Below are 11,615 nucleotides of genomic sequence, written 5' to 3' on the forward strand. Positions count from 1 at the left end.
ATAGCTGGAACTTATCCCAATGTTTTTGAACTCTTACCAAATCATTCGAAGACAATCATTACGCTTAACAGGAAACAACTATTAAAGGGTATTGATAGAGCTTGCCTTTTTGCAAACGAATGGAAAAATAACAATGTCAATTTAGAAATTATCGATGGGAGTAAAATAAAAATTTCCTCAAACTCCTCCGAAATAGGAAAAATAGAAGAAACCCAACCTATCAAAGCGATTAACGGTGATCGTGACCTACGTATTTCATTGGATGGCAGTTTTTTAATGGATGCTTTAAAGGTAATAAAAGATGAAGAGATTAAAGTAAGTTTTGGTGGTACAATGAGACCCATCTTCATTGAACCGGTTGATCATTCCTCTTCCCTTCACCTTATTTCACCAGTACGTTCGTATTATTAGAAGACTAGGCGTTTACCCGCCTAGTATCTCTTATAAATTGATAACTACTCAAAATCCTTCCACGTATAATCTAACGATAAGATACCGATATGATTTGCTATTGTCGAAGTATCCATCGTTTTAGTTGCGACTGCTGGTTTTCGAAAACAAACTAGCTCCTTGTAATAGCCAAACATTCTACAAATTTCAGGTCGTACGGCATGGATGCCACATCGATCCTTTTGTAAATCGTAAAAAATACATGTACCCATAAATCGTTGTTGGTTTTTAAGCTCTAAACGTATTTTACTAGGCATCGATTTGAGCTTCTTTTTTATGTTCTTTAATTCCTTCTCTGTGATTGGAACTGGACCACAGCATAACCCCTTACACCCTTCACATGGTAAGTTTTCCATCTTCATTCCCCTTTCATTGCACAACAAAAAAAGCCTCGCATACATGCGGGCTTTAGACGATGTGTTTTGTAAATGTTACTCTTATTATACCATACATTAGGTTCCTAGAACATACTGAGCTAAGACACTTTGTACTTTATAAATATTTGTCGCCTTGTTGAAGTTTTTTTGAATCGGTAACGAACTGCCTGATACCCATATTTTGAGCTCTGCATCTAAATCAAATGTGCCGGCTGTTTCCACTGAAAAATGCACAATATTTTTATAGGGAATGGAATGGTACTCGGTTTTTTTACCCGTCACCCCCTGCTTATCAATGAGGATTAATCGTTTATCGGTAAAAATAAACGTATCTCTTATAATTTTATAGGCATTTTTGATTGTTTCATGTGGAATTAATAAATCCTTTACTTCCTGCTGTAATTTATCTAAATCGACCTCACTTGCATTGCCGATTAACCCATCAAATAATCCCATGATCTTCCCCTCTCACTTCCGTTTATTTAATGTATTACAAAGATACAAGGGCTACGACAAGAAATGATGGTATTATTTAGTTTATAGGAGGTGAGGAGTTGCGTGTAATGATGGTTGCTTTTTTGGCCGTATTCCTCTTTGGCTGTAATGAAGAGAGGCTACCAGGTGGCGAGTTAACTAAGGTCAGCCTCTCAATTGGAGCTGAATTTGGTCAAATAAATACTGATTTTATGGTTATATATGAGGATGAGGAATCACTTGATTTATTCCAACAAGCCATTTCTACAGCCGTCAAAAACGAAGGCGTTGTGGATATGGCTTCACCTGAATATGATTTGCAAGTAGTGGATACTGCTGGCAACAAATATGGCTATATCTTTGGCTAGGTGAGAATGGACAAAGCAGTGTGCTCATGAATACGAAAGACACACATACGATCTACACAATCTCAAAGGATTATACCGAGGCACTCATAGCCCTTGTTCGGCAATAAAAAAACACTTCCGTTTATTTAGGGCTACGACAAGAAATGATGGTTTAATTTAGACTAAAGGGCCCTTTTTACTCATGGCGATATCAGCTCATGGTGATTCCCCTTCAGATCGATTCTATAATGTCCGAACGTTTTTTTTCTTTCATCAGAGCTTAAATCACCGGAGCGTTGAAAGCCAAATGTAGTGATCCCGTTCCCATTAATTGTCCAATCATAGACATTACCTAATGTGTCAAAGCCATAATAAAATCCAGGCTTACCTAAATAATCGGAAAACCATTGTCCATTGGTAAATGTTGCAGATTTTAAATTGCTTGTATCCTCAGCATTGAGTATTCCACGCTCATATCTTGTCAAGTAAAAGACATTGTTTTGATATGTTTTTACCGACTTTATTGGTGCTTTCTCAATCGCAACTCTTGTAATTGCATCGCCATCCACACGATATAAAATAAATTCCTGCGTTGTGTTATAGGAATAATTCAAATAAAAATGGCCCATGTCCGTATTAAACCATATATCCCCATATCGAACCGAGTTTTTATCCTCAATTAATTCCTGATAAACAAAGGGCTCGAAATCACTAAAGGTGTTGCTAAATACTAAGTGACCGTTTTCTTTAATGACTGCCATATATCGATCACTGTAGACAATGGATTTTCCTTGATAGAGTAATTTAAAAATATGGATAAGATTAAGGTTTTCAATTGCTGTGGCATGAACGTCCCTAATTATAATCAAACGATATGGTTGAATCTCTGCATTTTTTAAGTAGACGACTTTTTTATTAAATGCCTCGCCAATATACCTTAAAGGAATATACGTTGAACTGTTGTATATGCTTGCTGCCACATCCATTTCGCTCGATTTACCGTTTATTGAAATATTATTATCTCCTATTTTTAGGGAAATGGTTTTAGTAGCGTATGTAATGGTAATGGACTGTTTTTTTGTATTAAAATCTACCTTTGCACCAAATCCTTCAGAAATAAAACGAAGGGGTACTAATGTTCTTCCATCTTTAATAATCGGCTGAACAGTAGATACTTTCTGCCCATTAATAAATGCCATGGAGCTTTCAGGAGAAAGAATCATACTATTTTTCAAGTCATGTTCAGATACATCTTCATAATAGTCATAAAGATTTTCTGCGTGTGCTGTGAAACCAAAAGCTAGGAACAATGTAAAAGTAAATAATATGAGGATAAATTTCAAGTTCATTCTTACACCTCTCAATAATGAATGTTATATTTTAAAGAAGCATACAGGTTTTTGTTACCAATATATGTATTATCCATAGTGTACCACTTTTCCGTCAGGTGTTACTACCTCTAATGTCCATACTTTTTCTCTAACTAGCGAAGCTCTTTTAAACTATAAAGTTAGTAATCTAACCAGTAAATGAAGAAAGGGTTCTACATAGTAGATTGGTCTAATATGTAGAACCCTAACGATTAATTAGAGCCATTGAGGAGCCTTTTGCCATTTTATTGCTTGTTCAAAATAGGCTAGCTTAATTAAAGTAACTTCACTAAATGCAGTAGCAGGAAATGCAATACCACAGGGTCTCCTACTTGCCATATTGCCTACTGGGACAGCAATTGTTGGATCGCCTGCTTTGGTACTTATTGTGGAAGCCTATACGGTCCTTTTTGATCAAAGCTGGCTATGAATACATGACTAGTTCTTTGGCTGTTAGCCCCCCTTGCTCGAACGCCCTTTGAATGGCATATATAGTCATTTCTTCTCTTAAATCCTATTACATTTTATCTCCATCAACGTGCTCCCAGTCTTTTTCTTACATAAGAAATTATAGGAAAATGCTTATGTATGATGGATCGCCTTAAACAGCCTCTGGGCATAGCTGTTTGTGAAAGCAAAGCGATTTTGTTCCTTATAGCTCTCGTCCACAATTTCTCCCGCCTTCATGACATAAATGCGGTCACATAAATAAGAAACGGCCTTTAGATCATGCGAAATAAACAATATCGCCATGTCTCTTTCTTTATTGAGTGTGACTAATAAATCGATTATTTCTCGTTGTATTAAACGATCTAGACTCGAAACAATTTCATCACAGACGATTAATTGCGGCTCAATTAAAATGGATCTTAGTAAATTGACACGTTGTCTTTCACCACCACTTAGCTCTGTAGGTAAGGCATGTAAGATATCTGCTGGTAGTTTAACTTTCTCTAGCATGGTCTGTAAATACGTATCATTTACTGATTGATGCTGTAATGGCTCTCTTAATAGTTCCCTTACCGTCCACGTTGGGTTTAATGCCGCTGTAGCATTTTGAAAAATGAGCTGGCATCTTTCATAAAAAGAGGTGCGATTATGTTTGGTAATAGCTTGGTTTTGAAAGAGCACTGTTCCTTTGTTCGGCTTTTCTAGCTGCATGATAACTTTAGCCAATGTACTTTTGCCGCTGCCACTTTCCCCCACTAAACCTACTAATTCACCATTTCCTACAGTAAGGTTAATATCTTTTAATACTTGCTGTCCTCTTCGATAGCTTTTAAAAACATGGTCAACCTGCAGCAACAAAATTTACGCCTCCTAAAAATGATTAGCCACAAGCTGCTTCGTATATGGATGCTTCGGCTGTTCAAAGATGTCTTTCACATGCCCTCGCTCCACCATTTCTCCATTTTTCATTACAAGAATAAAATCAGCGATGGCAGCAGCAACACCTAAATCATGGGTAATCAATAGTATTGTCGTTCCTAGTCGGGTATGAAGCTTTTTCAATAGTTGAATAAATTCCTGCTGATGGAGCATATCTAAGGCGGAAGTTGGTTCATCCGCTATTAAGATGTCTGGCTCATTGTATAAGGCACAGGCGAGCATACAGCGTTGGAGCATTCCCCCTGAAAGCTCAAAGGGATAGCAATCTAACACATTTTCTGGTAAATGAAAGTCCTTTAACATGACTTGGATGGTAGCTAAAAAATCCTTCTTCTTATGACCCTCCCGTAAAGCACTTAACGCATACATTTGTTGCTTTAACTTTATAGTCGGTGAAAAACTATTGATGGCATCCTGGAAAATCGTAAAGAAATGTTTTTGACGTAGTGCCAGTTGCTCCTGTTTCGATAGCTCCATTATATTTTGACCATTAAAATAAATTGACCCTTCCACTGTTGCATGAGCAGGAAGCATGCCAAGCAAGGCTGAAATAGTCGTGCTTTTCCCACTACCACTTTCACCAATCATCACGGTAATCTGCCCTTTCGGCACAATGAATGACAGATCTTTGAGAATTGTTTTTTCATTCATTCGTACCGCTACATTGTACATCTTAAACATGTGTCCGCTCCCCTCCCTTCTTGAACGTACTTCCTATTGCTTGTACACATAAAATAGTTATAAAGATTAATAGTCCTGGAAACAGCCCCATCCACCAAGCACCAACTAGTAAATCATTTTGTGCCGTATAGAGCATGGTCCCCCAGGACGGAATGGCTGGTGGGACCCCAATCCCTAAAAAGCTTAAGGACACCTCCGTAAATATAGCGCCAGCAAAGTTAAAAATCGTTACGACAAAGATGGCAGGAAAACTATTACGTAATAAATGGCTAAAAAGAATTTTCCACAACGGTGTACGGAACATTTTAGCCATTTGTACAAATTCGGCTTCCTTTAAACGGATAAATTCAGATCGCACAATACGTGCTGTGACAAACCAGCTCGTAGCCCCCATAATAATCGCCATGCGCCAAACGCTCCCCTGCATAATCGCTTGAAGGGCAAGGACGATCACTAAAGAAGGAATGGTTAAACAGGCCTCTAATATACGCATCATCACGGCATCAATAGCCCCGCCAAAATAACCACTTATGCCTCCATAAATAATGCCAATTATACTGGCTAGAACAACGGAAACAATGGCGATGAAAAGAGTCACCCTCCCACCAATAAGCAAGCGGGATAGGACATCTCGGCCTAATTGATCTGTTCCGAGGAAATGTGTCGTAGTAGGCGCCTCATAAATATGGTTCATATCCATCGCATTTGGTTCAAAAGGAGCGAGGATAGAGGAGAAAAGGGTCAAGCCAAAAATGAAAGCAAGAAGCACTAACCAAAAGATGGGTATCTTCCGCTGTTTTTCTTTTCTCATACAAGCCCCCCTCTTCTTAACCTAGGATTCAGGCAAATCATTAGGATATCAATGAGAATTAAACACATAACAACCACAACGCCAATGAGTAAAATAGCCCCCATAAGTACAGGAAAATCCTTAACCATGACTGATTTCACCAAAAGCTGTCCTAAGCCTGACCAGCCAAATAAGGTTTCAACGACAATGGAGCCTCCGAAAAATGAAGGAATGGTAACACCGACATAATTGATATAGGGAATCATGGCATTGCGTAATATCATCTTACGAATTTCACGCTCTGGCACTCCGTTGGCACGTGCAACTTGGACATAATAGCTATGGTTCTCAGCCTTCACATTCTCCTGTAAAAAGCGGGCGAATATCCCGACATGTGACAGAACAAGGACTGTTAAAGGAAGGACCATATGGTATAGTCGATCCACCATCCCTCCATTCCCCCGTACATCATACATCCCCGATGAAGGAAACCAGCCTAGCTGTACGGAAAACACCATGATAAATACTATACCGAGCCAAAATGGTGGGATAGCTGAACTTGCAATACTGACAATAGATAGTCCTCTATCTAGTAATGAACCTTCCAGCATCCCTGCCCGTAAGCCGAGCCAAATGGACGCAATCGTTACCATAACTAAAGTCAAAACAACGAGCTGTAGTGTATTCGGTAAACGTTCCTGTAAAATTGTTGCGACTGATCTGCCCTCTTTTGCCGAGTATCCTAAATTGCCTTGTAGTACGCCACGAAGCCAAGAACCGTATTGATACAGTACTGGTTGATCGAGATCAAAGGCTTTTTCAATACGCTCCTTCTCAGCTGCGGATAATGTTTGCGCATTGCCACCATAATAAGCTGCAGCTGGATTACCAGGAGCGGCATGCATCATGAAAAAAGAGAGGAAGCTCACGATAATGAGGACCATTGTCCCCATTATCACTCGCTTCCCGATCCATTTAGCGATCATTCCATTTCCACTCCTCGACATTCCATAGGAAGCCAGCCCCGTGGTGACCTAAAATCCGCTCTTTGACACCATGAATCTGTTCATTGATGCCATATACTGCATCCACGTAGGCAAAGTAAGCGAAAGGTGGATCTTGTGCTAGTTCCTCTTGTAATGCCACATAGACTTCCTTACGTTTTTCAGGATCAACGGTTGTTCGTCCTTCCTCTAGCAAAGCATCTACTTTAGCATTGGCATAGCTGCCGTAATTATAGCCAGCACTTGTGTGGCTTGATTCACCCGAGTGGAATAAGCTATACGTATGATGATCTGCATCATATGGACTACCCCAGCCCACCATAAAAGCTTCTGAATCTTCAATGACAATATTGTTCCAATCTAGGGCAGCTACATTCACATCTGCCCCCACCGCTTTATAGCCTTCTGCTGCATAATTAGCCATATTGACACGCACTGTATCGGTAATCGGAGCCGTAATCGTAAATGCTAATTTTTGACCATCCTTATAGCGGAAACCGTCATCCTTTAATGTCCAGCCCGCTTGTTCTAGGAGCTTGTTGGCTTTCTTGACATCATAAGAATACTGTTCAATCGTGCTATTGGTAAAGGCATGCTTTTGTAATGGTGAGTATGCTTCCGTACCGTAACCATGTAAAATGCCCTTTACAATACCAGCGCGATCAGTTGCATAGCTAATGGCCTTACGAATCGTCACATCTTGCCAAATTGGAAACTTCATATTAAATAAGAGACCGCGATAATCTGCTGATTCAACTTCATACATTTTTAAATGCTCTACTTTTGAAAGCTCCTCCACCTGATTCGGGTCAAGAAGCGCAATATCTACCTCACCAGATTTTAGCTGTAAAGCTCGCACATTGCTATCAGGGATAAATTTAAAAATGACTTTTTCAATTGAAGCCTTTGTGCCAAAGAAGGCTGGGTATGCTTTTAGCGTTAAGCTTGTTCCTTTATCCCATTGCTCAAACATGTACGGACCAGCCCCAATTGGTTGTTGGTTAAACGAAGCCGTTCGCATTTCTTGCCCTTCGAAGGCATGCTTTGGCAAAATTGGCACCGTTAATTTATCTAACATCGGCGTAAATGGCTCGTCTAATTGAATGGTCATTGTTGTGTCATTGATCTTGTTCATTGATGCTACATGGTTAAAATCAGACTTTAAATAGGAGCCGTTTTCATCATCTAAAATACTGTCAATGGTAAAGATAATATCGTCTACTGTTAATGCCTGCCCATCATGGAACGTCACATCTTGTTGAATGGTAATTGTATAAGTCATCTGGTCATCAGATATTTTAATGCTTTGAGCAATATCATTTACCGGAACATTATGCTCATCAAAGCGCATCAGACCTCTAAATAAAAATGCATCTAGATTGGTTTCCTCCAACAGCGGATTCAAACCCGCAAACTCAGATTCCGAGGCAAAAATAAGCTCATTTGCCTGAGACGATGATGTAGCAGCTGGTTGTTTCTCTTCCCCCTGACTAGAGGCACAGCCAACAAGACTTATTGCTACTATCATCAAAAGTATGAATAGGGAACTCTTTTTCATTTACTATCTCCTTTATCACAACAGAAATTACAGCAATGTTGAGATGTACTCAAACATATTGTTGATTTCTTTGTGAAGTGTTCGTTGCTCTTTGGCGAGCCATCTACAATGAATGGCCTGATCGGTTAGTTTTGTCACACTTGCCTGAACGGACGGTTCCAATTGAATTCGATCCTGTAAATCTCGTATATTGAGATGTTGAACCTGTGGCGCCACAATCCATAAGGAGCCGATATAGAGCGCCTTTTCAAGCAAGCCAATCGTTGAAAAATTCATGTCCTGTGGCTTGAAATGAAAGGAATCAAAAGCAATCAATGAATCCTCTACATAGAGCTTGTACTTAGATTGGAATGCTTGATAATCAAAAATTTCTCCTCGCATTTCTCTTCCAGGGGCGACAATCTCCCCCCAAATCAATGTTGAGCTCTCTTTCAGATGAATCGTTGTATCTACCTGAAATTTGGCTCGTTCAAATGGAATGGTCACTTCAGGAAGCCATTCTAATCGCGCTCGTTCATCGAGTTCCACTGTGATGGCTTGTGTACAAAACTCGCCAGTGTGGGAAGGGTAAATTTTTAATGCTGATTGTTGCTTTAACCTTACCTGACTGTCTGGCGCAAGCTTTACTGAAATTTCATTGCGGTCTCCCGCGACCATACCACCAGAGGACTCCATAATAAAAACGGTGGCAGTTGGATGATTGCCCTCATACAGCTCTCGACTTGCCTTTAATGGCGGCTGCTGATACACATGAACAAGCCGTGTAAAACCCCGTCTAGGCTCAAAAGCCATCTCCAACTTACCGAAATGATTGACCCTTCCTTGATTAAGCATTTTCTTCAACTGCTTCGGCACCTTCAAGGAGCATATGGTGCTGAATCCATTCAACCACCTTATCAACATTTGTTTGTGAGCGAACATCTGCAAAAATATATGGTCGTCCACCACGCATTTTTTTCACGTCCTGATCCATCAGCTCTAAATCAACACCAACATGAGGGGCCAATGACGTTTTATTGATTAGTAATAAATCAGAACGTGTTAACGCTGGGCCACCTTTGCGCGGAATATCCTGTCCTTCTGCTACATCAATGACATAAATATAGCCATGAACAAGCTCTGGACTAAATGTAGCCGATAAATTATCGCCACCGCTTTCGATAAAAATAATATCTAAATCGGCAAAGCGTTTATTCAAATCATCAATCGCGGCAAAATTCATCGATGCATCCTCACGAATGGCTGTATGTGGACAGCCACCTGTTTCCACCCCAATAATTCGCTCTTCGGCTAAAACACCGTTTGTGATTAAATATTGGGCATCTTCTCTTGTATAAATATCATTCGTGATTACTGCCACATTGTAGTGCTCATGCATCACACGTGTTAATTGATCGACTAAAGATGTTTTGCCTGACCCAACAGGCCCTCCGATACCAATGCGTATTGGTTTCATATCTATCCTCTCGCTTTCTATGAAATAAATAATCTCGAAAATAAAAACTCATGCTTCATGGAGGCTAGTTCTATACCTAGCGCATTATTGGCAAGGTCATCTAGCGTTAACGTCTTCACCGTTTTGGCAGCTTCCTCCACCGAGGCAAGGAGCTTATGTAGGGCTTGGACACCTGTGTTTTGACCGAACGGCACTGCTCGTACGGCATTTTGAACGAGGCCACTAATTGTTGCATACATAAAGGTCATGACAGCATGAAAAACGTTAACACCTAGTGCTTCACAATAAATCCCATATAAAACTGCATAATGACCTTTCACGACTTCCTGATCAATGTGATCCTTCCATTGCAATAAAAAAGGGCTATCCATAAGTGGGGCTACTGTTCGCATAAATTGCTTCCCTACATTGACACTAGCATCTCTTGACTCCTTCGCTAGCTTCATAGCGCCACACAGTTCATCCAGTTCAATAAGGCGTGTAACATTTCGGGCTTGTGCTGCATGGAACGCCTCCTGAATAAGGATGGCATCCCCATACACTAAATTTTGCTCTAGATACACCTGACAAAATTCAACTAAATGTTCCTTCGTGCGAATGCGATCCTCTTGAATATACGTTTCCATACCATAAGAGTGGGTATAGGAACCGATTGGAAAGGCAGAATCATGGATTTGCAATAAATGCAATAAGGATAAATTAGTGAGAGTGTCCACGGTATTTAAATGGCTGCTTGAAACGTCTTTCAGTAGTTTCATAATGCACCCCTATTTCATCTAGTAATGGATTAATCGTATGATCTGCTCGTACGATGATTTCATTGTTTTCAATTAAGCAAGGTGTATGGCGATTCCCTAATTCAAATGCTGATTTCCCCATTTCGTACATGTCTTTTGGGGTAATAACGATAACGGGCTCCAGCTTCGTGCGAATTGCAATACGACGTTCGGCATCCTCAAATAATAAGTCGCCATATTGTAATGGTTCTTCTCCCTCTAAACGCAAAGCAATATCTGTACCTTGATCCGTTGTCGTACGAAGAATTCGTTTGCTTAATTCCTCCCACTCTAGCTCAATCCATTCTGTTGTTTTCTGTTGATGTTCTTCTTCATTAGCAATATTGCCTATTACTTTTTCAATTAACATAAGTTCTGCACCTCATCCTCTATTTTTAGCTGTTCCTCTCACTTTGATGGCTTAGAATAGGAAATATCGTTGGGCCATTGGTAATATATCCACAGGCTCACATGTTGCTAGTTCCCCATCAATTTTTACTTCATAGGTTTCTGGATTCACATCAATCTGTGGTGTTGCATTGTTGAGCTTCATGTCAGCTTTACGAATATTTCGGCAATTCGAAACCGTACCAATCATTCGTTTTAAGCCTAATTTTTCAGGTAGGCCTTCCTCCACAGCGATTTTCGGTAAAAATGTCATGCCACAATTTTGAGGACCTTGACCATAAAAGCCAAATGTTTGACGTCCTTTCATTGGCTGTGGCGTAGGAATCGACGCATTCGGATCACCTGTGATGCCATAGACCGCAATCCCTGCCTTAATGACTACTTCTGCCTTAACACCAAAGAATGCTGGCTCCCAAAGGACGATATCTGCTAGCTTCCCTTCCTCTAGCGAACCTACCTCATGGCTAATTCCGTGGGCAATCGCCGGGTTAATATTCAGCTTTGCCATATAGCGCTTAACACGATAATTATCATG

14 protein-coding genes and 2 pseudogenes are annotated in these 11,615 nt (G+C 40.1%); 2 read left to right on the forward strand and 14 right to left on the reverse strand.

Annotated features, from left to right (window positions below; all coding sequences use genetic code 11):
- A pseudogene (locus tag RT445_RS17820) lies at window positions 1–411 on the forward strand (DNA polymerase III subunit beta); the annotation flags it as partial.
- A 44-nt stretch (window positions 412–455) separates the two neighbouring features.
- Here the strand turns inward: RT445_RS17820 and RT445_RS17825 are convergent.
- Window positions 456–806, reverse strand: coding sequence for a YkgJ family cysteine cluster protein (locus RT445_RS17825; RefSeq protein ID WP_274797059.1), 351 nt, complete (start codon window positions 804–806; stop codon window positions 456–458).
- A gap of 96 nt (window positions 807–902) precedes the next feature.
- The gene (locus RT445_RS17830; protein WP_312506847.1) at window positions 903–1,283 is read right to left on the reverse strand and encodes a PH domain-containing protein; all 381 of its coding nucleotides are present in this window, start codon (window positions 1,281–1,283) and stop codon (window positions 903–905) included.
- A gap of 107 nt (window positions 1,284–1,390) precedes the next feature.
- Here RT445_RS17830 and RT445_RS17835 point away from each other — a divergent pair, with 107 nt between their 5' ends.
- The gene (locus tag RT445_RS17835) at window positions 1,391–1,669 is read left to right on the forward strand and encodes a YhfM domain-containing protein (protein WP_483869401.1); all 279 of its coding nucleotides are present in this window, start codon (window positions 1,391–1,393) and stop codon (window positions 1,667–1,669) included.
- Window positions 1,670–1,848: 179 nt separating this feature from the next.
- On the opposite strand, the gene RT445_RS17840 is transcribed toward RT445_RS17835, so the two are convergent.
- The 12 genes and pseudogenes from RT445_RS17840 to RT445_RS17895 form a co-directional block, all read right to left on the reverse strand.
- A complete protein-coding gene (locus tag RT445_RS17840; RefSeq protein ID WP_274797055.1) occupies window positions 1,849–2,997 on the reverse strand; it encodes a copper amine oxidase N-terminal domain-containing protein in 1,149 nt (382 codons plus the stop codon).
- Between the two features lie 237 nt (window positions 2,998–3,234).
- Window positions 3,235–3,411, reverse strand: a pseudogene (locus tag RT445_RS17845) (amidase); the annotation flags it as partial.
- Between the two features lie 189 nt (window positions 3,412–3,600).
- Window positions 3,601–4,326 carry an ABC transporter ATP-binding protein gene (locus RT445_RS17850; RefSeq protein WP_274797054.1) on the reverse strand — a complete coding sequence of 242 codons (726 nt, stop codon included), beginning with the start codon at window positions 4,324–4,326 and terminating at the stop codon, window positions 3,601–3,603.
- A gap of 12 nt (window positions 4,327–4,338) precedes the next feature.
- The gene (locus RT445_RS17855) at window positions 4,339–5,088 is read right to left on the reverse strand and encodes an ATP-binding cassette domain-containing protein (RefSeq protein WP_274797053.1); all 750 of its coding nucleotides are present in this window, start codon (window positions 5,086–5,088) and stop codon (window positions 4,339–4,341) included.
- Window positions 5,081–5,899, reverse strand: coding sequence for an ABC transporter permease (locus RT445_RS17860; protein WP_274797052.1), 819 nt, complete (start codon window positions 5,897–5,899; stop codon window positions 5,081–5,083). The genes RT445_RS17855 and RT445_RS17860 overlap by 8 nt, the downstream gene beginning before the upstream one ends.
- Entirely contained in the window at window positions 5,896–6,864 is a 969-nt protein-coding gene (locus tag RT445_RS17865) for an ABC transporter permease (RefSeq protein WP_274797051.1), read from the reverse strand. The genes RT445_RS17860 and RT445_RS17865 overlap by 4 nt, the downstream gene beginning before the upstream one ends.
- Window positions 6,854–8,440 (reverse strand): ABC transporter substrate-binding protein, encoded by a 1,587-nt coding sequence (locus RT445_RS17870; RefSeq protein ID WP_274797050.1) that lies wholly within the window; start codon window positions 8,438–8,440, stop codon window positions 6,854–6,856. The genes RT445_RS17865 and RT445_RS17870 overlap by 11 nt, the downstream gene beginning before the upstream one ends.
- A 27-nt stretch (window positions 8,441–8,467) precedes the next feature.
- The gene (locus tag RT445_RS17875) at window positions 8,468–9,274 is read right to left on the reverse strand and encodes an urease accessory protein UreD (RefSeq protein WP_274797317.1); all 807 of its coding nucleotides are present in this window, start codon (window positions 9,272–9,274) and stop codon (window positions 8,468–8,470) included.
- Window positions 9,267–9,896, reverse strand: a complete 630-nt coding sequence (gene ureG / locus RT445_RS17880; protein WP_274797049.1) for an urease accessory protein UreG — start codon at window positions 9,894–9,896, stop codon at window positions 9,267–9,269. The genes RT445_RS17875 and ureG overlap by 8 nt, the downstream gene beginning before the upstream one ends.
- 17 nt (window positions 9,897–9,913) lie before the next feature.
- Entirely contained in the window at window positions 9,914–10,654 is a 741-nt protein-coding gene (locus RT445_RS17885) for an urease accessory protein UreF (RefSeq protein ID WP_274797048.1), read from the reverse strand.
- Window positions 10,596–11,042 (reverse strand): urease accessory protein UreE, encoded by a 447-nt coding sequence (locus tag RT445_RS17890; RefSeq protein ID WP_274797047.1) that lies wholly within the window; start codon window positions 11,040–11,042, stop codon window positions 10,596–10,598. The genes RT445_RS17885 and RT445_RS17890 overlap by 59 nt, the downstream gene beginning before the upstream one ends.
- A 51-nt stretch (window positions 11,043–11,093) precedes the next feature.
- Window positions 11,094–11,615, reverse strand: a 522-nt coding sequence (locus RT445_RS17895; protein WP_313471135.1) for an amidohydrolase family protein, incomplete at its 5' end; no start/stop codon positions are given.

Origin of the sequence: Lysinibacillus sp., assembly GCF_032093475.1 — a bacterium.
GTDB lineage: Bacteria > Bacillota > Bacilli > Bacillales_A > Planococcaceae > Lysinibacillus > Lysinibacillus irui.